Origin of the sequence: Rhizobium sp. RHZ02, assembly GCF_014851575.1 — a bacterium.
GTDB lineage: Bacteria > Pseudomonadota > Alphaproteobacteria > Rhizobiales > Rhizobiaceae > Rhizobium > Rhizobium altiplani.
Genome location: NZ_JACUZX010000009.1, coordinates 48,423 through 74,749, shown reverse-complemented (window position 1 = coordinate 74,749; position 26,327 = coordinate 48,423). Strand labels below are relative to the sequence as shown.

The window sequence follows — 26,327 nt, the reverse complement described above, 5'->3', positions numbered from 1 at the left end:
GCAACCATGAACGATTTTGTGCTGCATAGATCCAATATTCCGGGTGTGGTCCTGGCGGGAGGACGCTCTTCGCGCATGGGCCGCGACAAAGCCTCCGTGCGGCTCGATGGCCGCACGCTGCTGGAGCGCGTCATCGAACAGCTCGAGCCGCAGGTGAGCACCCTTGCCGTCAACGCCGACGCAACCCCGGAAAATTGCCGGCATCTGTTCATTCCTGATATAGTTCCCGGCAAAGCGGGACCGATGGCCGGCATCCATGCAGCGATGACCTACGGTGCATCGCTTGGGGGTGTCACACACGTGGTCACGGTTTCTGTCGACAGTCCATTCTTTCCGAGCGACCTCGTCGATTGGTTCGCCGGCGTCATCGATTCACCTGGCAAGATTGCCATCGCCGCCTCCGAGGGCCGCAGCCATCCGGTGTTCGGCCTGTGGCCCGTCAGCCTTGCCGATGACCTGGAATCCTGGATCGCAACCGACGAAAAACGCCGTGCGCGCGACTTCCTTCTACGGCATGACGTTACGGAAGTTGCCTTCCCGCTGCGCCCGACGCGGGCGAGCCTCCTCGATCCGTTTTTCAACGTCAACACGCCGGACGATCTCGCCGAGGCGGAGCGCTGGCTCAAGGTCATGGCATGATGGAGAAACCGAAGGTCTTTGGCATCGCCGGCTGGAAGAACTCGGGCAAGACCGGTTTGGCGGTCCGCCTCGTCGAGGAATTCACCCGCCGCGGCTACCGCATTTCCACCATCAAGCATGCCCATCATGACTTTGACATCGACAAGGTCGGTGCCGATAGCTACCGCCACCGACAGGCCGGCGCTCACGAAGTGACCATCGTCTCCGGAACGCGTTATGCCATCATGCACGAATTGCGCGGCGCCCCAGAGCCGACATTCGACGAAATTCTTGCCCGCATCGCGCCCTGCGACCTTGTCTTGATCGAGGGCTACAAGCGCGAACCGATCCCGAAGATCGAGGCGCGGCGGCTCGAATCCGCCAACCAGGAACCCCTCGCCCCGACGGATCCCCACATCGTTGCCATCGCGGCCGATCACCCGATCGCCGAAGGCTTTCTGCCGGTATTCAACCTCGATGACACCCAGGCAATCGCAGACTTCATTTCCGGAATAGTGGAGCTGCCTGCAAAGTAGGAAACGTTACGACCTAGAAGCTGGTGCGCTCGCGCCAGAACCGCAGAGCGCGCAAACGAAAGCCGCCGGTCTCCCGACGGCTTCCGATCAGTTTCGATTATCGGCTCGCGGAGGCGACCGGGCGTACCAGCGCCGTCACGCGACGGATGGTGACGCGGCGGTTCTCCTGGTTCGGCCCCTGCGTGTTGACCTTGAGGTAACGTTCGCCGTAGCCCTGCGTCGCCAGGTTTTCGGGCGGGATGCCGTAAACGTCGGTCATCACATTCGCCACCGATTCCGCGCGCTGGTCCGAGAGGACGAGGTTGCTCTGGTCGGAGCCGACCGCGTCCGTATGGCCTTCGATCAGAAAGGTTTCCGACGGATCCTTCCGCAACACCTCGTTGATCGCATCGGCGACCTTGCGCAGGCTGCGCGCCTGGCTCATCGGGATCTCGGCACTCCCCGTCGCAAAGGTGATCGTATCGAGATCGATACGGCGAACCTTGTCGCGGATACGCGCCGAATACTTCACCTCATCCAGCGAATAGACACGCTCCACGGGCTCCACCGGCGGCTCGCGCAGGAAGTCGTAGTAGTCGCGATCGTCGTCGCTGCTCGTGTCCATGATGTAGTCACCGAGCGGAATACGCAGGCGCATCGGCGGCAGGTCGCGGCCCGGATCTTCGAAGTAGCCGCGGTCCGGATCTTCGTAGAGACCAGGCGAATAGTAGAGCACGGACTCGCGCCCGCCATTGTCGATGCGCGACCGCTGGATGATGTCACCATAGCGGTTGCGGATCGTCACGATCTGATAGCCGTCACGGTCGATCGTCTCACGGTAACGGTCCCGCGGCAGCTGCTCGTAGGTCGGCCGCTCGCCGTCACGCAGGAAGCGCCGGTCGTCATCGCCGCGAACGATCGTCTGGTTGTTGATCTGGATGATCACACGATTGTCGTCACCACGCTCGCCGAAGCGCGCGCCTTCCGGCCGCTCGAACTGCGGACGCCTGTCGAGACGCCGACCCTGTTCGCTGGTCACGGCTTCGATCTTGATCGGAGCAGCCTTGGCGCCCTCGGTTATGATCTGGGCCTCGGCGTCGGTTTTCGGAACCCGGAAATTCTGCTCCTGGCCGCGTTGCCTGTCGCGGTCACGACGGGACTGGATGCCCCCCGAGCGGTCGGCGTCCTTGTCGCTGTCGAGAACGGCGGCACCGTTTTCAACCGGCAGAACGACGGTTTCCGTGCTCTTGCTCGGGTCCGCGGCAATCTCCTTGCGGCGCTCGAGTTCCTTGGGCGTGATTTTCTCCGGAGCCGGGATAACCTGCTCGGCTTGGCCCACTGCCGGCTGATCGGTCGGCTGCGCCGGAACCTGTTCACCCTGCTGCTGAGCCGGTGCTTGCTCGCCCTGGTGAGGTGCTGGAACCTGTTCGCCCTGCTTCAGGATCGGCTGCGTGCCGCCAGGCTGGGCCTCCGTCGCCGGCTCCTGCGCGGGAACGGGCGGCTTCTCGGCCGTCGGCGCCTCTACTGGAGCAGGCGCCTGTTCCGCGGCTGGCGCCTGCGCTTCAGCGGCAGGCTTCTTGCGCGGCTTCACCGGCTGCTCAGAGCTTTCGGTCGCCTGCTGCTTGCCTGCCTTCCTCGTGGGCTGCGGCGCTTCGCCCTGCGGCTGAGCCTGCTCCTGCTGCGGGGCGACCTGCTCGGTCTGCGGCTGCGGCGCGGCCTCCTGCTGAGGTTGCTGCTTGTCGCGCTTGTTGCGACGCGGCTTTTCCTGGCTTTCGACAGGCTGCTGTTCCTGGGCCGCCGGGGCTATCTGCTCCTGCGGAGCCGCGGGCTCAACCTGCTCAGCGGCCGGCTGCCGCTTCTTGCGCGGCTTTTCGACAGGGGCTGCTTCCTGCAACTGCTGTTCCTGGGCCGGCGCTATCTGCTCCTGCGGAGCCGCAGGCTCTGCCTGCTCGGCGGCCGGCTGCCGCTTCTTGCGCGGCTTTTCGGCGGGGGCTGCCTCCTGCAACTGCTGCAGCTGCTGTTCGACGACAGGCTCCTGCTGTGGCGCGGGCTGTGCCTCTGCTGCCGGCTCACGCTGCTTGCGTGGCTTTTCGGCAGGCGCATCCTGCGATTGCTGTGGCTGCTCCTGCTGGGCGGCCGGCGCCTGTTCTTCACCGCCGCCGCCGTGCTGCTTGTGGTGCTTCTTCAGAATCTCTTCATCGGAGGGCGCATCCTGCGCAACCTCGAAGCTGCCCGCGACCGCTTGCGGTGCTGTCTGAACCTGTTCAACGCTGGCAACTGCGGCAAAGGATTGCACTGGAGGCATCACAAGCGACAGCGACAACAGCGGAAAGGCGGCACTTGCAAACAATCTGGATTTCATTCCCATAAAGGGGCTCCTCGTTGACTTCATTTTCTTGGGACGCGGTCGTGGCCACGTCCGATTTTGGGGCACCCATCCGCGGCGAAAACCGCGCGGGGACTGCATTTGTTCCACGAGTCTTAGGAACTGCAGCATTAACCCGGTATGAATGTGGCAGTGCGGCATTGTTCATCTTCGACATAGTTGATCGTTCGCCACACCCCTGCGATTCCAGTTGCAATTCCGCCGAAAAAGGTTTGAGTATCGCGCCAAGGCCGTGCCTTGCACCGCCCTGCTCAGCCGCCGTCCAAAAGAAGAACACGAGCGGCAGCACCAACAGAGAGGACTAACATGCGTATCTCCACCCGTATTCTTGCCGCCGCTTCCGTCGCCGCGATGTCTCTTTTCGCAGGCGCCGCCATGGCTGATGGCGAGAAGTATGTCATCGGAACAGACTCGACCTACCCGCCCTTCGAATACGTTGACGCCAGCGGCCAGTTCCTCGGCTTCGACATGGACATCGCCCGCGCGCTCTGCGCCGAGATGAAGGCCGACTGCACCATCGTCAGCAGCGACTGGGACGGCATCATTCCCGCCCTGCAGGCCAAGAAGTTCGACATGATCATCTCGTCCATGTCGATCACGCCGGAGCGTTCGAAACTCGTAGACTTCACCAACAAGTACTACAACACCCCGCCGGCAATCGCCGTACCGAAGGATTCGACCGTCACCGACGTGGCCGGCCTGAAGGGCAAGACGATCGGCGCGCAGACCTCCACCACTCACTCGAACTACGCTGAAAAGCACCTGCCGGATACCGAGCTGAAGCTCTACCCGACGGCAGACGAGTACAAGCTCGACATCACGAATGGGCGCGTCGACGCCGTAATCGACGACATCGTCGTGCTGTCGCAGTGGGTCAAGTCGGATGCCGGCGCATGCTGCAAGATCCTGACGCCACTGCCGGTCGACAAGGAAATCAACGGCGTTGGTGCAGGCATTGCCGTCCGCAAGGGCGACGACGCGCTGCGCGAAAAGCTGAACACCGCGATCGCCGCGATCCGCACCAGCGGTGAATACAAGAAGATCCAGGACAAGTACTTCGACTTCAACGTTTACGGCGAATAAGAAAAGCTGTAGGTCGCTGATAAAGCTGATGGCGGAAGGCTTGCTCTTCCGCCATTTTTGTTTGACAACGATAGAAAGATCAAAGCGGTAGAAACCGCGAGGGGAAAACTGGCATGGGCGGATTATTTTCCGCGCTAGGTCCATTCTGGGCCTGGATTGGGCATATCTTCGATCCGCTTTGCGGACCCGCAGGACTCTTCACGTGGTTCGGTTCCTCGACGATCCTGGCCTGTGGCGACACCGGTTGGGGCGATGAGATCGCCGCCGGCCTCAAGGTCACAGTTGCGGTCGCTCTGGTTACCCTTCCAATCGGACTTGTCATCGGCTTCCTCGTCGCACTCGGCCAGCAATCGGAAGAGAAATCGGTCCGCCTTGCGGCCGGCATCTACACCACGATCTTCCGTGGCCTGCCGGAACTGCTGACACTGTTCATCATCTATTACGGCATGCAGATCCTGATCCAGTCCGTCCTCGCCTCCATGGGCTATGACGGCCGGATCGAAATCAACGCTTTCTTGGCGGGCGTGATCGCGCTGTCGATTGTATTTTCCGCCTATTGCTCGGAGGTGCTGCTCTCGGCTTTCCGCGCCATCCCGAAAGGCCAGTACGAAGCCGGGGACGCACTGGGCTTTCATCGTGGGCGCACGTTGCGCCTGATCGTGTTGCCGCAACTAGTGCGCATCGCCCTTCCCGGCCTGGTGAACCTCTGGATGATCCTGCTCAAGGATACGTCCTACGTCTCGATCATTGGCCTTGCCGATATCCTGCGGCAGACCGGCGTCGCCGTTAAGGTCACTAAACAGGCATTCCTGTTCTATACCGTCGCCTGCGCTCTCTATCTCGGCCTCGCCATCATTTCCTCCTTCGGCCTTCGCTACATAGAACGGTGGGCCAAGCGTTCGGAGATCAGCCGATGAGCCACGCCCAGACGCTCATTCCGGCGCAGCCGGCTCCGAAGCAAGCGCACAGGCCAGTCACCGCTGCGCGCATTACCGGATACGTTGTCGTCGCTCTCTGGATCGTCCTGGCTGCCGCACTGCTCACGATGGTCGTGACCGGTTGGGATCCGGAGAAGTTCACCCGCTACGGTCCCCGCTACCTGCATGGTCTGTATACGACGATTGCCTTGGTGGTGATCTCGGTATTCTTCGGCGCCATCTTGTCGCTGCCGTTGGCCTTTGCCCGCATGTCCAAGAACAGGTTCATCAACGGCATCGCCTACTGCTACGTCTATGTGTTCCGCGGCACGCCGCTGCTGGCACAGCTCTTCCTCATTTACTACGGCCTGGGCAGTTTCCGTCCGCAGCTGGAAACCGTCGGCCTCTGGTGGTTCTTCCGCGATGCCTGGTATTGCGGTCTGTTTGCGATGACCATCAACACGGCCGCCTACCAGGCTGAAATCCTGCGTGGCGCCATCCAGAGCGTTCCGCGCGGCCAGCACGAAGCCGCCGCCTCGCTTGGCATCCACAAGGTCATCGCCTTCCGCAAGATCCTCTTGCCGCAGGCGCTGATTGTCGCCTTGCGGCCCTACGGCAACGAGATCATCCTGCTGATCAAGGGCTCTGCGGTCGTCGCCATCATCACCGTTCTCGACCTGATGGGTGAAACGCGCTACGCCTTCTCGCGCACCTTCGATTACCAGACCTACCTTTGGGCAGCGATTTTCTACCTCACCATGGTCGAAGCCCTGCGGCATCTCTGGGCATGGATCGAGCGCCGCCTCACCCGCCACCTGAAGCGCTGAACAACGTGGCAGCACTCGCCGATGAGAGCTGCCAACGATTTGAAATTGCAAAAGAAATTCCTGAGGCACTAGCAATTCGTCAAGCTTCGGTTAAGCATGTAGTGGTTCCATTTCATTGATCGCTAATGAGCGATCAATGGAACCAGAAGCGAGACGACGATGCACAAGGACATGGAAAGGCAGCTTCAGGGCTACGGCCTCACGACGGCCCAAATCATCTACCGGATGCCGGATCATCAAACGATCCTACAGACATACATCTGGCAGGACTACGACCTTGCACCGGATTTTCCGGAAATGCGCAGCTTCCTGAAGTTCTGGCAGGAGAAGCTCGACGGACCGCTGCATTCGGTCCGCTACATTCACCGCAAACTCATCTCGGCCACCGAATGGCGGGCGCTGAGAGGCGAGTTCACCATCAACTGATCACGCTGCAAAAGCCGGTCAGACATGAGCCTCCCCTTTGACGAACTCGTCTTCGTCCATCTCCCGATGCAGTGTGCCGTAGAGGATACCGGCATAGCCCAAGCCAACCAGGCAGAGCACGGCCCAGCCCGGGATCGGCCCAAGTGCCGCGTTCTCGACTACGTAAGTCCATGAATGCGTCTGCGTCAGCGGATTGCCCTCTGCCTGGAGCTTCGGCGTGGTGATCTTCAGACACCATGCGAGCAACAGGATAAAATACATCCAGCAATAGTTGCGGCGCAGTCGCCGCTTGACCGCGCCGGGGTAGCTCAAGAGAAATTGCGGCTTGCGCAAGCTCCTCGCGATCGCGCCGGCCCAATCGGGTCTGGATTCGCCGTTCGGCGCAAGAATCTGCGCGAAATAGCCCCGCTCCAGCTTCCGTACTCGGGCGCGGTAGATATCGAAGAAGCGGTATCGGCGCGCTTCGATGAGCAACAGCAGGGTGATCAGCATCATCCCGAAAAGCAGCACGCCATGGTGCGAGGTCGGCGTCGACAGTGAAACCGAAAGCAGCGCCGCCGAGACCGTGATCGCCCAATTCGATGTTCGGTCGATGCGATCGCGCCAGCTTATCATCCGGCCGAGCTCTCCCCGATAATAGTGGCTGAGCGTATTCGTGATCTCGCCTGGCGTTGCCGGCAGCGCTGGTCGCGGACTATCCAGCTCTATCTCGAAGTTCGCCTTACTGATTTCGGCCACCATGGTATTTCCTCCATTTTGTTCTTATCCATTAGAGGATCCTTATTCTGCGCCTCGAACGTCGCCATTGCAAAAGACAATCAGTCGCCGTAGACGCAGCTCTGGAATTAAAACGATGGTGAATTGCTATGGCCGAGAAGATCGACGAAGACGCACTCGCGGAAGCCTATAACCGGGCTCTTGCCCTCGAGAAGGCGGGAGATGTCGATGCCGCCGTAAAGGCCTATGAAGAGGTCCTGGCCATCGACCCCGAGGATCATGGCGGCGCCGCCGTCCGGATCGCCTCCATGGGACGCGGCGAGACGCCACCCAAGGCGCCGGACGCCTATGTCGAGACCCTGTTCGATCAGCACGCCGAAGTCTTCGAGGACGTTCTCGTCGAACAGCTCGGCTACCACGTGCCGATGATGGTGCGCCAGCGCCTGCAGGAGCTGAACCTTGGCCCCTTCAAGCGCATGCTCGACCTCGGCTGTGGCACTGGCCTCACCGGCAGCGCGCTCAGCGACCTCTGCGAGGACATGACCGGCATCGACATTTCCGAAAACATGGTCGAGATCGCCCACGAGAAGGAGCTCTACGAGACGCTCTTCGTCGCTGAGGTCGAGGACTTTCTCGAAGACAATGACGAGGATCCGTTCGATCTCGTTACCGCGACTGACGTCCTACCCTATCTCGGCGCGCTCGAACCGCTGTTCTTCGGCGTCGCGGAAAACCTGAACCCCGGCGGTTTCTTCATCTTTTCATCCGAGGAACTGCCCGAAGCCTCCGCAAATGGCCAACCCTACATGGTCGGCCCGCATCAGCGCTTTTTGCATTCGGCAGCTTATATTCGCGAACGCCTCGCAGCGACGGGATTCGAGCTCGTCGAGATGCGAGAGATCAACGTTCGCATGCAGGAAGGCAATCCGAGCCCGGGCCACCTGGTGATTGCGCGGCTGTCTTAATACTTAGCCATCCACGCAACTTTCCTGTTGCCAGCGAAGCGGCGCCCTGATACTTAGCCATTCACGCAAGTTTTAAAACAACGTGAAAGGCCGGCCGCATGTCGCTCTTCCTCCACAGTCATCCGCTTGCATCCTTCTGCCATAAGGTCCTGATCGCCCTTTACGAGAACGACACGCCCTTCGAGCCCGTCCATGTCGATCTCGGAAACGAGGCATCGAGAGCCGCGTTCCTCAGCGTCTGGCCACTCGGAAAGATGCCGGTGCTGCGCGATGAGGCACGCAACCGCACTGTCCCTGAAACGACGATCATCATCGAGTATCTCGATCGCTACTATCCGGGTGCGACGACCCTCATCCCAGGCGATCTCGACAAAGCGCTCGAAGTCCGCCTGTGGGATCGCTTCTTTGACCTGCACGTGCAGGAACCGATGCAACAGATCGTTGCCGAACGTCTGCGCGGCGGCGGCGATCCGAGCCGCGTGGCCAGTGCCGAGGCGGCGCTGCGCAAGGCCTACGGCATGATCGAGCAGCAACTCGGCGAACACCCTTGGATCGCAGGGGATAGCTACACCATGGCCGATTGCGCCGCGGCGCCCGCCCTCTTCTATGCAGAGACCCTTGTTCCTTTCGCCGGCCAGCCAAGCCTGCGGGCTTACTATGACAGGCTTCTGGCGCGCCCGTCCTTTGCACGGGTCCTTGAAGAAGCGCGACCGTATTTCAGATTCTATCCCTACCGGGAACGGCTACCCGCACGCTTCCGGCCGGACGAAGCCTCTATATGATGGACGAACCCGCCGCACTCGATGAGATGTTCCACGCGCTTTCGGACCGCAGCCGGCGCGGGATGGTCGACCGTCTCGGCCGCGGGCCAGCTTCGGTGTCCGAGCTTGCGGAACCTCTGTCGATGGCGCTGCCGACCGTTATGAAACACCTCGCCGTGCTGGAGAGGAGCGGCCTTGTCCGTTCCGAAAAGAGCGGCCGCGTGCGGACCTATCGCCTGGAAGCAGGCGCATTGGGCCAGGTCGAACGCTGGCTTGCCGAACACAAGGCAAGTTGGAACGCCCGCTTTGACCGACTTGAACGATTTCTCTCGGACGACCAACCGGAGTGACGAACGACATGACAAGACATTCCGCCATGCACGAGACATTCGCAATCGAGCGAAAGATGCGGGCGCCGGTCTCACGGGTGTTTGCCGCCTGGGCCGATGCGGAGGCCAAGCGGCAGTGGTTTGCATGCCACGACGAGTGGGTCCCCATCGAATACAGCCTAGAGTTCCGCGTCGGCGGCCAGGAGCGCAATCGCGTCGCTGACAGCGACGGCGAGCTGCATGCCTACGAGGCGCGCTATCTCGATATCGTGCCGCAGGCCCGCATCATCTATGCCTATGACATGAAGCTCGGCGAAACCCGCATTTCGGCATCGCTTGCGACGATCACCTTCGAAGCGACGCCATCAGGAACAACCATGCTCTTTACGGAACAGGTCGTCTTCCTCGATGACTATACCGACGGTGGCTCGCGACGGCAGGGAACGGAAATTCTGGTCGATCGCATCCAGGCGTTTGTCGAGCGCGACGGCAGCACAGCGCACTAAATCTTGAACCGGTTTCATGCTAGGTTGGCGCCTCGGCATCTCACGGCCGCAGGCGAGGCAGTATGACTGCAGATAAACGGCACACACAAACCGGATCCACGCTCAAGCGGCGGCCGAAATTCAATCCCAAGCGCGGCCCCAGGCCAAGCGTCCTGGCCCGGGCCAATCGCACGGTTGCCTGGGGAGCGTCCCTGGTTATCGCTGCCTTTCTCCTGATTGTCACAGTCAACGCGTTGGTGCACTAGCCGGAAGAGGCCGGGCTGTACCTAAGCCAGCACCACCGGTCGACGCAGTTATCCGGCGAGCATGGTCGGCAGGTGCGTCGTCGATGAAAGAGCGCCGCCGGACAGCAGACGGCGCCGGTTGCCACATCAGGAGCCGGACACCACTTTGAGGTTTCCGCCATGGCTGCCGCCACCGAAGACCTGATGCTTGCCGAGATCGCTCTGGAAGCCGTGCCGCTGCTCTTCGCGCGTGATCCCGAGTTCCGGGAACAGTAGCTCGGCAACGCGATAGGCCTCCTCGAGATGCGGATAACCGGATCCGATGACTGTATCGATACCGACGTCCTGATATTCCCGCAGGCGGGCGGCCACGGTCTTCGGCGACCCGACAAGTGCTGTCCCTGCCCCGGCGCGCACCAGGCCGACACCGGCCCAAAGGTTCGGCGACACTTCCAGCTTGTCGCGCCGGCCACCGTGCAGGGCCGCCATACGCTGCTGGCCGACGGAGTCGGATTCCTTGACGAAGCGCTCCTGTGCCTCGCGGATCGTCTCGTCGTCGAGTTTCGAGATCAGGCGATCGGCCGCTGCCCATGCTACCTCATCGGTTTCGCGGACGATGAAATGCAGGCGAATGCCGAAGCTGACCTCGCGCCCCTTGTTCGCCGCGGCAGCCCGCACCTTTTGAACCTTTTCGGCAACCTGAGCCGGTGGCTCGCCCCAGGTCAGGTACTTGTCGACGCGACCGACCGAGAAGTCGATACCGGCATCCGACGAACCGCCGAAGTACAGGGGCGGCCGCGGGTTCTGCACCGATGGAAAGCCAAGCTTCGCATTCGTCGCCTTGATGTATTTCCCGTCGTAACTCGCGACACCCTTTTCGAGCAGCTCTTCGAAGACCGTGAAGAACTCATCGGCATGGGCATAGCGCTCGTCGTGCGCCAAATGAATGCCGTCGCCGGCAAGCTCCGCCGGACTGCCGCCGACGACGATGTTGAGCAGCAGGCGCCCGTTCGAAATACGGTCCAACGTCGTCGTTAGACGCGCGTAGTATGCGGGTGATGCCGTACCCGGACGGATTGCCACCAGAAACTGCAGCTTCTCGGTCTTGGCGGCAAGCGCTGCCGCTGTCACGAAGGATTCTTCACAGGCAACGCCCGTCGGCAGCAGCACGCCGGAGTACCCAAGGCGATCAGCCGCCTGGGCAATCTGGGTGAGATAACCGATTTCCGGCGCGCGCGTCTGCTCGTTCGAACCGAGATAGGCACCATCCCCAGAGGTCGGGATGAACCAGAGGAAATTGATGGGATCGTGTTTGCCGGTCATGGAAATGATGCCTTCTAGTCGGAATTGAATTAGCTTTGCTTTGCGTGCAAGGCGCCCGTCGTCGGTGTTCAGGACGGTGCCATGCTGAAATGCCCCAGTGTTTGACGTCGTAAAATCATCGTCTTCCCTTTCCGGAAGTCAGCCGCTCTCGGCGCTCCAGTGTCTCGTTGCAATCTTGACAAAACCCATCAAATCGATCGACATTTGTAATTATTTTCTTTCGAGGCTCGCCGGATTATCCGAACCGGCAATTGCCGCTTTCGGAGAAAATTTTTCCGCCACGATGCAACCCGCACTTCGACGGCTTTCCGCGCGCCGTGCTTTCCGCTAATCCTCATGCCCGGCATTCAGGAGAGGATTGGAACATGGCAAAAGTCGCATTCATCGGTCTTGGCGTAATGGGGTTTCCCATGGCTGGCCATCTCAAGGTGAAGGGCGGCCATGACGTTACCGTCTATAACCGGACTGCATCGAAGGCGGCGGCCTGGGCGGAGAAGTTCGGCGGCAAATCGGCCCCAACACCCGCCGAAGCGGCCAAGGATGCGGATTTCGTCTTTACCTGCGTCGGCAACGACGATGATCTCCGTTCGGTGACAATAGGCGAGGACGGCGTTCTCAAGACGATGAAGCCGGGTTCAATCCTGATCGACAACACGACCGCGAGCGCGGAAGTTGCCCGCGAGCTCGATGCCGCCGCGAAAGACAAGGGCTGCGCCTTTATCGATGCCCCGGTATCGGGTGGACAGGCCGGCGCCGAGAACGGCGTCTTGACCGTCATGTGCGGTGGTGACGAGGCCATCTTTGACAAGGCAAAGCCGGTGATCGATGCCTACGCCCGGATGGTCGGCCTCATGGGACCGGCGGGTGCCGGTCAGCTGACCAAGATGATCAACCAGATCTGCATCGCCGGCCTCGTCCAAGGGCTCGCGGAGGGCATTCACTTCGGCAAGCGCGCCGGCCTCGACATCGAGAAGGTCGTCGAGGTTATCTCCAAGGGTGCTGCCGGCTCCTGGCAGATGGAGAACCGGCACAAAACGATGAATGCAGGCAAGTACGACTTCGGCTTTGCCATCGACTGGATGCGCAAGGATCTCGGGATCGTGCTCAACGAGGCACGCCGCAACGGCGCGAAGCTGCCGGTGACGGCCTTGGTCGACCAATTCTATGGTGACGTCCAGGCCATGGGCGGCAATCGCTGGGATACGTCCTCGCTCCTGGCCCGTCTCGAAAAATGATCGGTCCCTCCTCCAGCAGCGCGGAGCTGATTGCGCATCTGCAAACGCTGCGCTCGGAGGAAAGCATATCAGGCATGGCCCGTTTCGGCATCGTCACCGAAACGGCGCTCGGCATCTCCAATCCGGATCTCCGAAAGATCGCCCGAACGGTGAAGCAAAGTAACGGCCGTGCGCTGGAGTTGTGGCAAGGCAACATCCGCGAAGCGCGCCTGCTAGCGCTCTATACGGCCGAACCGCAGAAGCTCACGGCAGACCTCGCCAGAACATGGTCCGATGACTTTCACTCGTGGGAAATCGTCGATACGGCGGCAGACCTCTACGTCAAGGCTGGTCTCAAGGCGCTCATACCTGAATTCGCAGCCGACGATCGCGAGTTCGTTCGGCGAACTGCCTTTGCGATGATTGCCAGCGCAGCCGTGCATCTGAAGAATGAGCCGGACGACACGATCCTTGCCTGGCTTCCACTCATAGACGCGCACGCTCGCGACCCGCGCAATTTCGTACGCAAGGCGGTGAACTGGGCGCTGCGAAACATCGGCAAACGCAACCTGCATTGCCATGCTCGCGCATGCACAGTCGCGGAACGACTTGCCGCATCCGACGACCGGACCGCGCGCTGGATCGGCAAGGACACCGTCCGGGAACTCAAAAGCGAGAAGGTCATCGCGAGGCTCGAGCGAAAGTCGGCAACGCGATAATCGCTGTAAAAGACAGCGAGCGGATGATGGTATCCGCCCGCCGTCCTTCCCCCCACTATTTCTGGATGCAGGTATCGACCGTATCCTTGGTGCACTCATCGAGGCCGGTGAAGACTGGATCCGGGACCGTCTTGCCGGCGATCAGGTCCATCATCACTGACGGTGCCTTGTAGCCCATTTCGAACGGCCGCTGGCCGACAAGAGCGGTGACGAGACCTTCCTTGGCGATCGCGACTTCATCACCGATCGTGTCGGCCGCACCGATCACGAACTCGTTCTTGCCGATCTTTTCGGCCATCGGCTTGAACAGGTCGCGATAGGGCTGCGGCGCGCCGAACAGCGGCCAGCCGCCCATAATCCCGAAAGCATCGAGATCGGGGTTTGCCTGGAGAATGTCGGTCATGGCCTGAACGCCTTTGGCGCCATCGTCGTTCGTGAAGACCGGGCAACCGGCAACTTCGGTCCACCCGCCCTCGCCTTTCAGCGCGGTCAGGCCTTTCTGGCCGGTCAGGGTGTCACGCATCCCCTGCGCGCGCCGCAGAATGTTGTCGGCACCCGGGTTGCCTTCGATCGTGCAGATCTTGCCGCCCTGCGGCTTGGCCTTCTTGATGTACTCGCCGATGCGCGCGCCCATCAGATAGTTATCGGTGCCGAGATAGGTCTTGCGCAGTGCTGAATCTTCCGCCGCAAGGTCGGCGTCGAGCGTCATCACGGGAACCTTGGGATTTGCCGTCTTCAGCGTCTGAGCGATCAGTTTGGCGTTCGACGGAGAAATGGCGATGGCCACCGTTTCCGCCTTGCCCAACACGTCCTGAACGATTTGCGCTTCGCCGGCTTCATCCGAAGTCGATGCAGGGCCAGTGTAGAAGCACTCGTATTCGGAGCTGGCGTTTTCCTTGTTCCACTTCTGGCAGCCTTGGTTGATTGCCTCGAAGAACGGGTTGTCGAGGCCTTTCACAACGATGACCAACTGTTTCTTGGCCGCCAGCGCCTGTCCCGCCGTCAGCGCCAGCACCGCGGCTGTAAGCAATAATGCCTTCCTCATAGCTTCCTCCCATTGAAAAAATGGCGGACGCCATCGTCCGCCACATGATCAACCCGGATACCAGACGATGCGAGGATCCTCCTCCAAACGCACATACCCCCAGGCCGAGTCGATTAGCATTTCCAGATCGTAGACGGGCCGCCATTCGAGCAGGTATTTCGCCTTGCTGTTGTCCATCCAGTTGGAATGGAACTGGCTCGGTATATCGACCGCACCGAGGCCGCGCGTCCGCGAAAGGTGGGCGGCAACCTCGCCGTAGTCGACAGGTCGGTCCATGCAGATGTTGAACAGCTGACCTCGCGCGCGCGGATTGTCGAGCGACGCGAGGATCGCCGAAACCAGATCGTCAACGTGAACGAAATTGCGCTTCAGCGGCCTGCCGTCGGCATCGCGCAACAACGGCACCGTCCGCTCCCGCTGATAGCGCTCCGCATCAGCCCGCGGCACGAGTGTCTTCCAGTCCGGCCCGCCGAAAACATCGTCGCCGAACGACAAGGTGAACTTGAAGTCGTCCTTCTCCATGATCCAGGGCGCGCGCAAGCAGCAGCCGTTTATGCCATACTGTATCTGGAACTGCTCCAGCATCACCTCTTCCAGCACCTTCGACAGCGCATAGCAGCCGGGATAGGCCTGGTGAGGCGTAGCCTCTGTGATTGGCGCTTCATGGCGATAGAAAAAGTGCCCTATCCCTGCATCGCCGCCGATAAGAATGAATTGGCGCGCAGTAGCGCTCGTCCTGAAGCCCTCGAGCAGCCAGAAAAGTCCCTTGACGGTGACGTCCATGACATCTTCAGGCGTTTCCTTGCATGTCGCGAGATGCACGACATGCGTGACGCCGGCAAGCGCATTCGACACGGCCCCTCGATCGCTGATTGAGCCTCGCACAGCTTCGACGCGCTCGTTTTCCGGGCACAAGCGATTATGACAAAGCGCGCGAATGCGCGCCTTGGAAAATCGCGGATCGTCGAGCAGCCCCCCGATGAAGCGCTGCCCGACCTTGCCCGTTGCACCGGTGACAAGGATCAGCATGCTCTCCTCCGTTAACAGCTAATATACAGAGACCTCCGCGCGTCAATCGAATTGTAGTATGAAACGAGTAATTGTAACAAAGACGGTAAATTAGCAGCATCCGATTGACGGTTTCGCACGGTTCTGGGTAAATGTTGTAAGCGCTCGCAGGGAGGAAACTGGCGAGCGAATCAGCGGCCCCAAGAAAGGGTCGCGCTTTGGGAGGCTAGACGGCTGGTGGCAGTTCTTGAGCTCGCCAACATCTCCAAACATTTCGGCGCCATACAGGCGGTCAACGACGTTTCGTTTTTACTGGAAGCGGGAGAAGTCGTCGGATTGATGGGCGATAACGGCGCCGGCAAATCGACGCTCGTGAAAATGATCGCGGGCAATTTCCGTCCGAGCCATGGAACGATGCGGCTCGACGGCAACGACCTCATTCTGCATCGACCAGTCGAGGCCCGGCAGCGGGGCATCGAGATCGTCCACCAGGACCTGGCGCTCTGCAACAATCTGACGGCCGCAGCGAACGTGTTCCTCGGCCGCGAGATGCGCCGTGGTTACGGCCCCATGCGCATTCTCGATTACAAGACGATGTACAAGCGCGCCGGCGAAATCTTCAAGGAACTGAAATCGGAGACGCGGCCGCGAGATCTGGTGAAGCAGATGTCGGGTGGTCAGCGCCAGGCCGTCGCAATCGCTCGCACCATGCTGGCGGAAGCGAAGCTCGTGCTCATGGACGAGCCTACCGCCGCCATCTCGGTTCGCCAGGTTGCCGAGGTTCTTGCTCACATCCGTCAACTGCGCGATCGCGGCATCGCGGTCATTCTCATCAGCCACCGCATGCCTGACGTTTTCTCGGTCGCCGATCGGGTGATCGTCATGCGGCGCGGGCGCAAGGTTGCCGACAAGCCGATAACGGCGAGTTCGCCGGAGGAAGTCACCGGGCTCATAACAGGCGCAATCGAACAGGTGTGACTGGCAGCCGCTCCCTAACGTAAGTGAAGGTCGACCATGGCAATAACCCTCGATCAGACGATAGCGCAAAGGCAGCGCAACTGGTTCTCGTCCGTGTTCGCGAGCCAGACCTTCTGGGTCCTCGTCGCCGTCATCATCGCCTGCATCTTCCTGTCCTTCGCCACGAGCTCCTTCGCCACCCCCACCAATCTCTACAACATCACCCGCAACGTCACCTTTGTCGCCATCATTGCTCTCGGCATGACGCTGGTCATCATCACCGGAGGCATCGATCTGTCCGTTGGGTCGGTTCTTTGCCTCTGCAGTATGGTGTTGGCGGTTACGATGCATGCCGGCTATGGGATCGGGACCGGCATTGCGGCCTCGATCGGCACGGCGCTGGTGGTCGGCGCCTTCAACGGCCTGTTGATTGCCTATCTCGGATTCCCGCCGTTCGTCGTCACCCTTGGCATGCTGTCAATTGCCCGCAGCCTCGCAATGGTGGCCTCCAACAATACCGTCGTCTTCCAGTTCGGCCCGGATCACGACAAGCTGCTAGCGCTTGGCGGCGGCGCATGGCTCGGCATCGCCAATCCGGTCCTTTACATGGCCGTGCTGGCGCTGCTGACCGGCTTCGTGCTGCGCTGGACGCGCTTCGGCCGTTATGTCTTCGCGATTGGTGGAAACGAGCATGCAGCCACGCTGACGGGCGTGCCTGTCAGGAAGATCAAAGTCGCGGTCTATATGATCTCGGCTCTATCAGCCGGTGTCGCCGGCATCATCCAGACCGGATGGCTGGGTGCCGTAACCACGAACATCGGTGCAGGGATGGAACTGCAGGTCATCGCCGCAGCCGTCATCGGCGGCGCCAATCTTGCAGGTGGCGTCGGCACCGCCTTCGGCGCCATTGTCGGCGCCGCGTTGATCGAGGTCATCCGCAACAGCCTCGGCCTGCTCGGCATCAACGCCTTCTGGCAGGGCACCTTCATCGGCGGCGCGATCGTTCTCGCGGTTCTGTTTGACCGGCTCAGGAACCTGCGGCAGAGCGACTAGCAACTGCCGCGGCTCTCGTATCAGTCCTCGTTCGACTTCGCGTTGTCGAGGATCATGTAATCGAGCGGCAACTGCGTCGAATACTTGATCTGCTCCATCGCGAAGGCGGAAGACACGTCGCGAATCTCGATCTTTGCGATCATCCGCTTGTAGAAGGCGTCATAGGCGGCAATGTCAGGCACGACCACCCGCAGAAGGTAGTCCACGTCGCCGCTCATGCGATAGAACTCGACCACCTCGGGAAAATCGGCAACGACTTCCGAAAAACGCCGCAGCCACTCGATCGAGTGTGTTGCGGTGCGGATCGAGACAAAAACCGTGACCTTTGTGTTGACCTTTTCCGGGTCAAGGATGGCGACGCGGCGCTTGATCACGCCATCCTCTTCCATCTTCTGGATGCGCCGCCAGCAGGGTGTCGTGGACAGCCCGACCTTCTTGGCGAGATCGGCAACAGCCAAAGTCGAATCCTCCTGCAACAGGCGCAGGATTTTGCGGTCGAGACGGTCCATACGGAAAAGCCCTTTCGAATTTATTTTCTTTGTATAGCGTGATTCCGGCAGTTTAAAAGAATTTTGTTTCAGCGCAGCAATGAGGCAACCCGCTCTCGCAGCACAGGCAACAACTCCGTCTCGAACCACGGGTTGCGCTTGATCCATCCGGTATTGCGCCAGCTCGGATGAGGCAGCGGCAAGATGCCAGGCATGCGGACCTTCGACAGCGTCGTTCGCCAGGCTCGCACCGTCTCCGTCATATTCTCGCTGCGCTCCGCGCCCATGTGCCACGCCTGCGCATATTGGCCGACTGCAAGGACAAGCTCGATCTGCGGCATAGCCGATATGACCCTGCTCCGCCAATGCGGCGCACATTCACGCCGCGGCGGCAGGTCGCTTCCCTTCGAGTCATAGCCGGGAAAACAGAAGCCCATCGGCACGATGGCGAAACAGTCGGGGTCGTAGAACGTCTCCCGATCCACCCTCAGCCAGTCGCGCAACCGGTCGCCGGATGCATCATTGAAGGGAATGCCGCTCTCATGAACCTTGAGGCCGGGCGCCTGCCCCGCGATCAGGATCCTCGCCTTCGACGACATCACTGCAACCGGCCGCGGCTCGTGCGGCAGACGAGCGTTCGCACCGCCAAGCGGCGTGTCACGACAGATGCGGCACGCCCCAATCTCCTGCCGAAGACTATCGAGCGCCGCGTCGTCCGGCGCACCTCTTGCAATCACCATCCGAGCAACCCCAGGACACCTCGTGCAACTGGTCGCGGCGCATGGTCGCGTACGCTTCGCGGCATCTCGAAGGTGCCCGCCCAGAGCCCGACCTTCTGCGCCCTCGCCCGCGCCTCCTCGTCACCATACGCTCCGTAGGATACCGCCATGCCCTTGCGCACCATCGTGGCGTTGAGATCCGCCCCGCCAGCATGGCAGACCACCAGCAGGCGATCGAAACGGTCCCGTTCGGTTCCCCTGCACTGCGTATCGGCGGCCCTGACAAGGGCTTGCAACGCCTGCTTCGCCTCCCGCCCGCACGCCCATTCGCTGCCCGCACGCTCGCATGTCTGGCTGAGCTCGGGCGCGTCGATACCGTATAGCCGCATCCGATCGCCGCCTATGTTCAGGCTGTCGCCGTCAGCCGCATGAAACTGGCCGGCATAGACCGTTGCCGCGTCATCATTCAGCTTGGCTGCAATCAGCCACAGGAATGCCAGCAGAGCCAGCGCCGTCACGCCGTCGCGCATCACCCGCAAACCGCGCGTCACGCTTTCGCCTCCTTAAAAAACAAATCCTTGGCAAAGATGGCTAACACCATCTTAAGGATTGCGCTTTAGGGTTTAGACAACCGCGGATCAAGTTTCAACGTGCACAATGGGTACTGGCGTTAGCACATCGGCCGACAAGAACATCGTCGACAAGTCACGCAGCCACCGCAACAAGCCAGTGTCGAAGGCTGTGCGGCTGACGCGAGAGCGCCTCCAGTCGAGCCACGCCGCAAGCGGTAACTTCGATCGCGACGTGCTGGCAATGTATATCAATACGGTCCTGCAGGGCGCGTCGATCGTCCCGCTCTTCGTCATGATCATCGCCGCCCTCGGCGTCTACTTCACCGAAAACACCCAAATCTTTCTGTGGGCGCTTCTGACCCTCACGGCCCATGCGACCAACGTATTTCTGGCGCGCCGCGCCCGAGGCCAGGAGATCAACGCGACGACGGCCCGCAAATGGCGCCGCCTTCTCCTGTTTGGACAATTCATGGTCGGCTGCTGCTGGGCGGTGTTTGCCCTGCAGGACTGCACGGCATGCGAACCCTCGAGTTTCCTGCTCTACAAGGGGGCCACGCTGCTGATCGCGCTCTCGATCACTGCGATGTCGAACTTCATGCTGACGCCGTCGGTGCTCATCACCTTCGCGCCGGTCGTCCTCGGACTGATCGCCCAAGCCGGCCTTTCCCGTGGAATCCTCGAGATCAGCCTGACGGCCGTCTTCACCACGACGGTTATCCTCTTCAACTACATCAGCGACCGGCTGTTCCAGTCCAACCTCAGGATCCTCGCCTATCAGGCCGAGAAGGACGACCTGATCGCCGAGTTGGAAGTCGCAAAGTCGATGTCCGATGAGGCCCGCCGCCGTGCGGAAGAAGCAAACCTCGCAAAGTCGCGCTTCCTTGCATCCATGTCGCACGAATTGCGCACGCCTCTCAATGCGATCCTCGGCTTCTCGGAAGTCATGTCCGCCGAGGTGATGGGGCCGCTGAACAACGCCACCTACAAGGAATACACCAGCGACATTCACCGCTCGGGCGAGCACCTGCTGAACCTCATCAACGAGATCCTAGACCTCTCGCGCATCGAGGCCGGAAAATACGAGCTGAGCGAGGAAGCCGTCTCGCTGCTGAACATCTCGGAAGATTGCATCGGCATGGTGCAGCTACGCGCACGCGGCAAGAACATCACCATCTCGCCGCAGTTCGAGGCCGAATTGCCGGCCGTTTGGGCGGATGAGAAATCACTGCGTCAGGTCGTCCTCAATCTGCTGTCCAATGCCGTGAAGTTCACCCCGCAAGGCGGCGAAATCCGCGTCAAGGTCGGCTGGACCGCCGGCGGGGGCCAATACATCTCCATCAAGGACAATGGCCCCGGGATTCCTGAAGAAGAGATCCCCGTGGTTCTCTCGGCCTTCGGCCAGGGGTCGATCGCGATCAAGAGCGCCGAACAAGGCACCGGCCTCGGCCTGCCGATCGTTCAGGCGATCCTCGCCAAGCACGACGGCCAGTTCATCCTCAAATCGAAGCTGCGCGAAGGCACCGAAGTCATCGCCATCCTGCCCGCCAAACGCGTGCTCCAGACTGTCCCGGCGGTCGAAGATGCGCCGTCGGTCTCCCGCAAGCGCCGGAGTTTTGCTTGACCGTCTGGTCGACCACAGGCGCCTCTATCCAAACAGCAGATGCTTGCCGATCGTGAACAGCAGGAACACGCCGCACGCAACGATCATGCAGACGACGGCGAAGGAGCCGAGATCCTTGGCGTGCTTTCCGACCATGGAAATCTCCGGCGAAATCCTATCGATGACTTCCTCGATCGCCGTGTTCAGGGCCTCGACGGCAAAGAGGGCAAGAAATAGCACGACGGCAATCATCAGCTCGGCAAGCGTTGCCCCGACGACGATCAGGAGGATCAGTGAAAACGCGAAGAACAGCAGTTCTTGCCGGAATGCAGCCTCCCTGATCAACCGCCTGAAGCCGCCCAGCGAGTAGCCGGCGGCTGCAAAAAAGTGGCTGATGCCGGTGAGTTTTGTCACGGCAGGTTTCATCAAGTGCCCTCGTTGTCCGTCAATGGCGGCCTTGTCGCCGCCAGTCAGAAATTGCGAATACCGGTTCGCGGTCGCCGCGGCAAGGGCTCCGTCATCAACCTGTCACAAACCTGAAGGTCAGTGCTTGTTGGTGACGCCTGCCTGCGAAAACGTCGCCATGCCGGAATGGCAGGCCGCCGCCGCCTTGACGATCCCGGCCGCAAGGGCCGCCCCCGTCCCCTCGCCGAGCCGCATGCCGAGCGCCAGAAGCGGCGTCTTGCCAAGCATTTCGATTGCCCGCAAATGGCCCGGCTCGCCGGAGACGTGGCCGATCAGGCAGTGATCGAGCGCCGAAGGATTGGCAGCCTTGAGGATGGCGCCGGCTGCCGTTGCGACGTAGCCGTCGATCAATACCGGAATCTTCTCGACACGCGCGGCAAGGATCGCTCCCGCCATCGCCGCGATCTCACGACCGCCGAGGCGGCGCATGATCTCGAGCGGATCGTCCAGATGATCGCTGTGGAGCGCAACGGCCCGCTCAACGGCTGCGATCTTGCGCTCCAGCATCTCGCCTTCGGAACCCGTGCCCGGACCAACCCAATCGCGCGCAGTGCCGCCGTAAAGGGCGTAGTTAATCGCCGCTGCGATCGTGGTGTTGCCGATTCCCATCTCACCGATGCAGAGAAGATCGGTACCGCCAGCGATCGCTTCCATGCCGAAGGCCATGGTCGCCGCACAGTCACGCTCGGACAAAGCAGGCTCTTCGGTAATGTCGCCGGTCGGATAGTCGAGCGCCAGATCGAAGACTTTCAGCCCGAGGTCATAGGCGACGCAAATCTGATTGATCGCAGCGCCGCCGGCCGCAAAATTCTCGACCATCTGCTGCGTGACGGCAGGCGGAAACGGCGTGATGCCCTGCCTAGTCACGCCATGGTTGCCGGCGAAGATCGCCACCAGCGGCCGATTCACTGCAGGCGCCCTGCCCGTCCAGGCGGCGAGCCAGAATGCAATTTCCTCAAGCCGTCCGAGCGCACCGGGCGGCTTCGTCAACTGCGCATCGCGCTCGCGCGCGGCAGCAAGTGCCCTGGCATCCGGTCCCGGCAGATCGCGCAAAAGTGCCCGAAAATCGTCGAACGGCAGGCCTGAAACGCTCATGAATGCGGCTTCCTTGTCTTGGTCGGTAACTTGTCTTTTCGCTGCAAATCAGCTTCTTTCGTCGCAACTCTCTTAAAGGCAGGCGCCGAGGCGAACAACACCTAAAGCGCTGCATATGGTCGCGGGGTCGGGGTCAGAATGAATATCGGAAACTATGCGGCCGACCTTGCTCGTGCGGTTGCCTTCCTCAGCCGTATTCCGATGCCGTCTTTTGCCTTCGCCGACTTTAACGGCAAGCTTGACCGCGCCTCCCGCGCCTTCCCCGCGGCGGGCATTGTCATCGCACTGCTGCCTGCGCTCGTCTTGCTGGTCATGCTTGGCCTACGCGCCGACCGGCTGATGTCGGCCTTCGCCGCGCTTGCCGTCCAGGCGGCATTGACCGGCGCGCTGCACGAGGATGGCCTCGCCGACTGCGCCGATGGCCTCGGCGGCGGGCGCCACCGCGATCACGCGCTTTCGATCATGAAGGACAGCCGCATCGGGACCTACGGCGCGATCTCCTTGATTCTGTCGTTTGCGCTTCGCGCGGCGGGACTCGCCGCTGTCGCACGAGAAGCCCCGCCCATGGCTGCAGCCCTTGCCATTCCGGCGATCGCCTGTATCAGCCGCGCCGCGCTCGTTTGGCACTGGCATCGGCTGCCGGCAGCAAAACCCGATGGTGTGGCGGCCGCCGCGGGACAGCCGGGCGAAGGTGCGATGCACATGGCGCTCGCCACAGCCTGCCTTTTCGCGGCCCTGCTGCTCTGGCCGAGCCTTGGCCTCCTGCCCCTCGTCTGCGCCCTTCTCGCCTGCGGTTTATCCGCCATGGTCTTCACGCGCATCGTCCGTCGCAAACTCACGGGACACACCGGCGACACGCTTGGGGCTACCCAGCAGATTTCGGAGATCGCCGCCTTCTGCGCCCTTGCCATGGCTTTCTGAAATCTCGATATAGATTGCATGCAAACACCTTGCATCCACGTCTGCTCAATTGATCCGGAAACCGCCCTGTGCACGGGTTGCGGTCGCACGCTTCCGGAGATCGGCGGTTGGATGTCCTTTTCCGACGAAGAGCGCCGGCGTCTGATGACATTGTTGCCCGCGCGGCTTGCCGCATGCGGACTGACGACCCCATCGAAGCCGACTCAGCAGGCCATAGCGGAGCAGCGTGCATGAACCGTCTGACGATCGTCCTTGCGGTCCTTGGCCTCGGTCTCGCAGTCCTCTTATTCAGCGGCGACACGACCCGCGTCTTCGGCATGCGAACCGATGATTTCGGCCGCTTTGTCTATCTGCTTCCTATTGCACTAATGCTGGCCGCCGGCATCTGGGCGAGGCGCACGAGCGCGAGCGAGACACTGCGCAACCTCATGATCTGGCTCGTGCTGATCCTCGCTCTTGCGACCGTGTATCTGTATCGCCAGGAAGCGCTTGGCGTCGGTAACCGCCTGCTGGCCGGCCTCGTGCCGGGGCGTGCCGTTGTCGTGACAACCAGCGAGGGCGGTCAGGAGGTGATCCTTCACAAAGTCCTGAACGGCCACTACGAAGCCTATGTCACGGTCAACGGCCAGAGCATTTCCATGCTGGTCGATACCGGCGCCAGCATGATCGCGCTGTCCCGCGAGGATGCGAAGCGAGTTGGCATCATCCCGGAAAATCTCGATTATTCGATGAGCGTAATGACTGCCAACGGCCGCGCCCGCGCAGCTCGCGTGACGCTTGCCGAGGTCGCGATCGGCCCGATCGTTCGTCACAACGTCCCGGCCAGCGTCGCTGAGGACGGCAAGCTCGACCAGAGCCTGCTCGGCATGAGCTTCCTCTCCACCCTCGGCTCCCTCCAGATCCAGACGGACGAACTGCGGATGCGAGACTAATGGCCTCGGTCTAGCTCCGCAGCCTGTATCCCGTCTTGAAGATCCAGCCCAGGCTACCGAGGCAAATCAGCAGGAAGAGCGAGATCATCCCGAGGCTGACCAGCGGATTGACGTCGGCAATGCCGAAGAAGCTCCAGCGGAAACCACTGACAAGGTAGAGCACCGGATTGAAGTGGCTTACCGCCTGCCAGAACGGCGGCAGCATGTTGATCGAATAGAAACTGCCGCCAAGAAACGTCAGGGGCGGCACGACCAGCATGGGGATCAGGTTCAACTGTTCGAAGTTGGCGGCCCAGATGCCGATCATGAATCCGAAAAGGCTAAAGGTGATCGCCGTCAGCAGGAAGAACAGAACCATCATGACAGGATGCTGGATCCTGATATCCACGAATAGATTCGCCGTAAGCAGGATGATCACCCCGATCATCAGTCCCTTCGTCGCCGCCGCACCGACGTAGCCAAGCAGGATCTCGCTCATGGCCACCGGGGCCGACAAGACCTCGTAGATCGTGCCGGTAAACTTCGGAAAGTAGATGCCGAACGACCCGTTGCTGATGCATTGGCCAAGCAGCGTCAGCATGATCAGGCCGGGCGTGATGAACGCGCCGTAGGATACCCCCTCCACTTCCTGGATTCGCGAGCCGATCGCCGCGCCGAAAACGATGAAATAGAGCGACGTCGAGATCACCGGCGACACGACGCTTTGCAGAAGCGTCCGGCGCGTGCGCGCCATTTCGAAGAAATAGATGGACTTGATGGCTTCGACGTTCATTTCGATCCTCCCACGAGCGCCACGAAGATGTCTTCCAGCGAGCTCTGCTGCGTCGAAAGATCCTTGAAGTGAATGTTGTGCTCGCTGAGCCGGGTCAGCAACGTGGCAACGCTTTCCTGTTCTTTCTCTGCATCGAAATCGTAGATCAGGCGGGTGCCGCCTGCGACGAGCGAGAGGCCGTTGCCGGCAAACCGATCCGGCAACGCCTGCAATGGCTCGGTCAATTCGAGAATGAGCTGCTTGCGGCCAAGCTTGGCCATCAGCGCCGTCTTGTCTTCCACCAAAAGCAGCTCCCCGCCGTTGATGACGCCGACACGATCGGCAATCTCTTCCGCCTCTTCGATGTAGTGTGTCGTCAGGATGATCGTGACGCCTGAGCGTCGCAGCTTCTCCACGACGTGCCACATGTCCTTGCGCAGCGTCACATCCACGCCCGCGGTCGGCTCGTCGAGGAAGAGGATTTGCGGTTCATGCGACAGTGCCTTGGCAATGAGCACGCGCCGCTTCATGCCACCGGACAGCTGCCGCAGCATATTGTCTTTCTTGTCCCACAGCGACAGATCGCGGAGCACCTTATCGATATGCCCGGGATTGGGCCGCTTGCCGTGCAGCCCGCGGGAGAAGCTGACGGTATTCCACACGGTCTCGAACTGGTCCGTGGTAAGTTCCTGGGGAACAAGGCCAATCATCGAGCGCGTCGCCCGGAACTCCTTCACCACGTCATGGCCATCGACCGTGACCGTGCCACCGGTCGGATTCGTGATACCGCAGACGATTGAGATCATAGTTGTCTTGCCCGCCCCGTTCGGCCCGAGCAAGGCTAAAATCTCCCCCCTCTCGACATCGAGATCAATGCCCCTGAGCGCTTGAAATCCGTTGGCGTAGGTCTTGGTGAGATTTCGGATGGAAATGATGGGGGCCATGAACTCTTCTGACATCTGCGGCGGGAGTTGCTGGGGCGCTATATATCCGCTTTGAGTAGTTTTGACATCCCAACACAGGTGAACAGAGTATTCACTTGCGTGAAAAGGCGCGCGGGAAGAAAAGATCCTTCGCGCCTTCAGCGAACCCCAAAGCAGCAGATGTCATCAGACGGTGATATTTCTGATCCATAAAGACGGCGAGGCAGGCAAGCGCTCTCCGTCCCGCCGCACCCCTTGCGGAGCCGCC

Annotated in this window: 30 protein-coding genes; 18 read left to right on the top strand and 12 right to left on the bottom strand. The window is 61.0% G+C overall.

Annotation, left to right across the window (positions count from 1 at the left end; genetic code table 11):
- Positions 1-6 precede the first annotated feature (6 nt).
- Positions 7-639 carry a molybdenum cofactor guanylyltransferase MobA gene (mobA, locus tag IB244_RS15800; protein ID WP_169680228.1) on the top strand — a complete coding sequence of 211 codons (633 nt, stop codon included), beginning with the start codon at positions 7-9 and terminating at the stop codon, positions 637-639.
- Positions 639-1,154: a molybdopterin-guanine dinucleotide biosynthesis protein B gene (gene mobB / locus IB244_RS15795; protein WP_018854804.1), complete on the top strand. Its 516-nt coding sequence runs from the start codon at positions 639-641 to the stop codon at positions 1,152-1,154. The genes mobA and mobB overlap by 1 nt, the downstream gene beginning before the upstream one ends.
- A 97-nt stretch (positions 1,155-1,251) precedes the next feature.
- On the opposite strand, the gene IB244_RS15790 is transcribed toward mobB, so the two are convergent.
- Complete coding sequence (locus IB244_RS15790) at positions 1,252-3,501, bottom strand: OmpA family protein (RefSeq protein ID WP_192304764.1); 2,250 nt, start codon at positions 3,499-3,501, stop codon at positions 1,252-1,254.
- A gap of 324 nt (positions 3,502-3,825) precedes the next feature.
- Between IB244_RS15790 and IB244_RS15785 the strand changes: the two genes are divergently transcribed.
- From IB244_RS15785 to IB244_RS15770, 4 genes are all read left to right on the top strand, one after another.
- Entirely contained in the window at positions 3,826-4,602 is a 777-nt protein-coding gene (locus IB244_RS15785) for an ABC transporter substrate-binding protein (protein ID WP_018854802.1), read from the top strand.
- 113 nt (positions 4,603-4,715) lie between these two features.
- A complete protein-coding gene (locus IB244_RS15780) occupies positions 4,716-5,519 on the top strand; it encodes an ABC transporter permease (protein WP_018854801.1) in 804 nt (267 codons plus the stop codon).
- Complete coding sequence (locus IB244_RS15775) at positions 5,516-6,346, top strand: ABC transporter permease (RefSeq protein ID WP_018854800.1); 831 nt, start codon at positions 5,516-5,518, stop codon at positions 6,344-6,346. Before IB244_RS15780 ends, IB244_RS15775 begins: the two co-directional genes overlap by 4 nt.
- Positions 6,347-6,505: 159 nt before the next feature.
- The gene (locus IB244_RS15770) at positions 6,506-6,772 is read left to right on the top strand and encodes an usg protein (RefSeq protein ID WP_018854799.1); all 267 of its coding nucleotides are present in this window, start codon (positions 6,506-6,508) and stop codon (positions 6,770-6,772) included.
- Positions 6,773-6,790: 18 nt separating this feature from the next.
- On the opposite strand, the gene IB244_RS15765 is transcribed toward IB244_RS15770, so the two are convergent.
- Positions 6,791-7,513 (bottom strand): DUF2270 domain-containing protein, encoded by a 723-nt coding sequence (locus tag IB244_RS15765; protein WP_018854798.1) that lies wholly within the window; start codon positions 7,511-7,513, stop codon positions 6,791-6,793.
- Between the two features lie 125 nt (positions 7,514-7,638).
- Between IB244_RS15765 and IB244_RS15760 the strand changes: the two genes are divergently transcribed.
- The 4 genes from IB244_RS15760 to IB244_RS15745 all read left to right on the top strand — a co-directional run bounded on the left by IB244_RS15760 (position 7,639) and on the right by IB244_RS15745 (position 10,050).
- Positions 7,639-8,454, top strand: a complete 816-nt coding sequence (locus IB244_RS15760) for a class I SAM-dependent DNA methyltransferase (protein ID WP_192304762.1) — start codon at positions 7,639-7,641, stop codon at positions 8,452-8,454.
- A 98-nt stretch (positions 8,455-8,552) separates the two neighbouring features.
- Positions 8,553-9,236 carry a glutathione S-transferase family protein gene (locus tag IB244_RS15755; protein ID WP_192304760.1) on the top strand — a complete coding sequence of 228 codons (684 nt, stop codon included), beginning with the start codon at positions 8,553-8,555 and terminating at the stop codon, positions 9,234-9,236.
- On the top strand, positions 9,233-9,565 hold the full coding sequence (locus tag IB244_RS15750; protein WP_192240584.1) for an ArsR/SmtB family transcription factor: 333 nt from the start codon (positions 9,233-9,235) through the stop codon (positions 9,563-9,565). Before IB244_RS15755 ends, IB244_RS15750 begins: the two co-directional genes overlap by 4 nt.
- Before the next feature lie 8 nt (positions 9,566-9,573).
- Positions 9,574-10,050 carry an SRPBCC family protein gene (locus IB244_RS15745; RefSeq protein ID WP_192304758.1) on the top strand — a complete coding sequence of 159 codons (477 nt, stop codon included), beginning with the start codon at positions 9,574-9,576 and terminating at the stop codon, positions 10,048-10,050.
- A gap of 371 nt (positions 10,051-10,421) precedes the next feature.
- Here IB244_RS15745 and ssuD read toward each other — a convergent pair whose 3' ends face one another.
- Positions 10,422-11,597 carry an FMNH2-dependent alkanesulfonate monooxygenase gene (ssuD, locus tag IB244_RS15740; protein WP_192304756.1) on the bottom strand — a complete coding sequence of 392 codons (1,176 nt, stop codon included), beginning with the start codon at positions 11,595-11,597 and terminating at the stop codon, positions 10,422-10,424.
- A 317-nt stretch (positions 11,598-11,914) separates the two neighbouring features.
- On the opposite strand from ssuD, the gene IB244_RS15735 reads away from it, so the two are divergent.
- Both IB244_RS15735 and IB244_RS15730 read left to right on the top strand, forming a co-directional pair.
- On the top strand, positions 11,915-12,832 hold the full coding sequence (locus IB244_RS15735; RefSeq protein ID WP_312867234.1) for an NAD(P)-dependent oxidoreductase: 918 nt from the start codon (positions 11,915-11,917) through the stop codon (positions 12,830-12,832).
- Complete coding sequence (locus IB244_RS15730) at positions 12,829-13,530, top strand: DNA alkylation repair protein (RefSeq protein WP_192304752.1); 702 nt, start codon at positions 12,829-12,831, stop codon at positions 13,528-13,530. The genes IB244_RS15735 and IB244_RS15730 overlap by 4 nt, the downstream gene beginning before the upstream one ends.
- A 55-nt stretch (positions 13,531-13,585) precedes the next feature.
- On the opposite strand, the gene IB244_RS15725 is transcribed toward IB244_RS15730, so the two are convergent.
- Positions 13,586-14,575, bottom strand: a complete 990-nt coding sequence (locus tag IB244_RS15725; RefSeq protein WP_018854790.1) for a sugar-binding protein — start codon at positions 14,573-14,575, stop codon at positions 13,586-13,588.
- 48 nt (positions 14,576-14,623) lie between these two features.
- Positions 14,624-15,604 (bottom strand): NAD-dependent epimerase/dehydratase family protein, encoded by a 981-nt coding sequence (locus tag IB244_RS15720; protein ID WP_192240579.1) that lies wholly within the window; start codon positions 15,602-15,604, stop codon positions 14,624-14,626.
- 213 nt (positions 15,605-15,817) lie between these two features.
- Here IB244_RS15720 and IB244_RS15715 point away from each other — a divergent pair, with 213 nt between their 5' ends.
- Both IB244_RS15715 and IB244_RS15710 read left to right on the top strand, forming a co-directional pair.
- The gene (locus tag IB244_RS15715) at positions 15,818-16,561 is read left to right on the top strand and encodes an ATP-binding cassette domain-containing protein (protein ID WP_062371073.1); all 744 of its coding nucleotides are present in this window, start codon (positions 15,818-15,820) and stop codon (positions 16,559-16,561) included.
- 36 nt (positions 16,562-16,597) lie between these two features.
- A complete protein-coding gene (locus IB244_RS15710) occupies positions 16,598-17,593 on the top strand; it encodes an ABC transporter permease (protein ID WP_018854787.1) in 996 nt (331 codons plus the stop codon).
- 20 nt (positions 17,594-17,613) lie between these two features.
- Here IB244_RS15710 and IB244_RS15705 read toward each other — a convergent pair whose 3' ends face one another.
- The 3 genes from IB244_RS15705 to IB244_RS15695 form a co-directional block, all read right to left on the bottom strand.
- On the bottom strand, positions 17,614-18,102 hold the full coding sequence (locus tag IB244_RS15705) for an Lrp/AsnC family transcriptional regulator (protein WP_007533095.1): 489 nt from the start codon (positions 18,100-18,102) through the stop codon (positions 17,614-17,616).
- 68 nt (positions 18,103-18,170) lie between these two features.
- A complete protein-coding gene (locus IB244_RS15700) occupies positions 18,171-18,821 on the bottom strand; it encodes a uracil-DNA glycosylase family protein (protein WP_169680212.1) in 651 nt (216 codons plus the stop codon).
- On the bottom strand, positions 18,815-19,351 hold the full coding sequence (locus IB244_RS15695) for a thermonuclease family protein (RefSeq protein WP_169680210.1): 537 nt from the start codon (positions 19,349-19,351) through the stop codon (positions 18,815-18,817). The genes IB244_RS15700 and IB244_RS15695 overlap by 7 nt, the downstream gene beginning before the upstream one ends.
- A gap of 106 nt (positions 19,352-19,457) precedes the next feature.
- Here IB244_RS15695 and IB244_RS15690 point away from each other — a divergent pair, with 106 nt between their 5' ends.
- Positions 19,458-20,993, top strand: coding sequence for a sensor histidine kinase (locus IB244_RS15690; protein ID WP_192304751.1), 1,536 nt, complete (start codon positions 19,458-19,460; stop codon positions 20,991-20,993).
- Between the two features lie 24 nt (positions 20,994-21,017).
- Here IB244_RS15690 and IB244_RS15685 read toward each other — a convergent pair whose 3' ends face one another.
- Positions 21,018-21,398, bottom strand: a complete 381-nt coding sequence (locus tag IB244_RS15685; RefSeq protein ID WP_018854783.1) for a diacylglycerol kinase — start codon at positions 21,396-21,398, stop codon at positions 21,018-21,020.
- Positions 21,399-21,515: 117 nt separating this feature from the next.
- Positions 21,516-22,532, bottom strand: coding sequence for a nicotinate-nucleotide--dimethylbenzimidazole phosphoribosyltransferase (cobT, locus tag IB244_RS15680; RefSeq protein WP_018854782.1), 1,017 nt, complete (start codon positions 22,530-22,532; stop codon positions 21,516-21,518).
- Between the two features lie 138 nt (positions 22,533-22,670).
- On the opposite strand from cobT, the gene IB244_RS15675 reads away from it, so the two are divergent.
- The 3 genes from IB244_RS15675 to IB244_RS15665 are packed head-to-tail and all read left to right on the top strand — an operon-like array spanning position 22,671 to position 24,385.
- Positions 22,671-23,453, top strand: a complete 783-nt coding sequence (locus IB244_RS15675; protein WP_192304748.1) for an adenosylcobinamide-GDP ribazoletransferase — start codon at positions 22,671-22,673, stop codon at positions 23,451-23,453.
- An 18-nt stretch (positions 23,454-23,471) separates the two neighbouring features.
- Positions 23,472-23,687, top strand: coding sequence for a DUF1289 domain-containing protein (locus IB244_RS15670; protein ID WP_192304746.1), 216 nt, complete (start codon positions 23,472-23,474; stop codon positions 23,685-23,687).
- Positions 23,684-24,385: a TIGR02281 family clan AA aspartic protease gene (locus IB244_RS15665; protein WP_025661983.1), complete on the top strand. Its 702-nt coding sequence runs from the start codon at positions 23,684-23,686 to the stop codon at positions 24,383-24,385. Before IB244_RS15670 ends, IB244_RS15665 begins: the two co-directional genes overlap by 4 nt.
- A 10-nt stretch (positions 24,386-24,395) precedes the next feature.
- Here the strand turns inward: IB244_RS15665 and IB244_RS15660 are convergent, their stop codons facing one another.
- Together IB244_RS15660 and IB244_RS15655 are read right to left on the bottom strand one after the other, a co-directional pair.
- Positions 24,396-25,157 carry an ABC transporter permease gene (locus tag IB244_RS15660; protein ID WP_018854778.1) on the bottom strand — a complete coding sequence of 254 codons (762 nt, stop codon included), beginning with the start codon at positions 25,155-25,157 and terminating at the stop codon, positions 24,396-24,398.
- Positions 25,154-26,080, bottom strand: coding sequence for an ABC transporter ATP-binding protein (locus tag IB244_RS15655; protein WP_192304744.1), 927 nt, complete (start codon positions 26,078-26,080; stop codon positions 25,154-25,156). The genes IB244_RS15660 and IB244_RS15655 overlap by 4 nt, the downstream gene beginning before the upstream one ends.
- Positions 26,081-26,327: the final 247 nt, after the last annotated feature.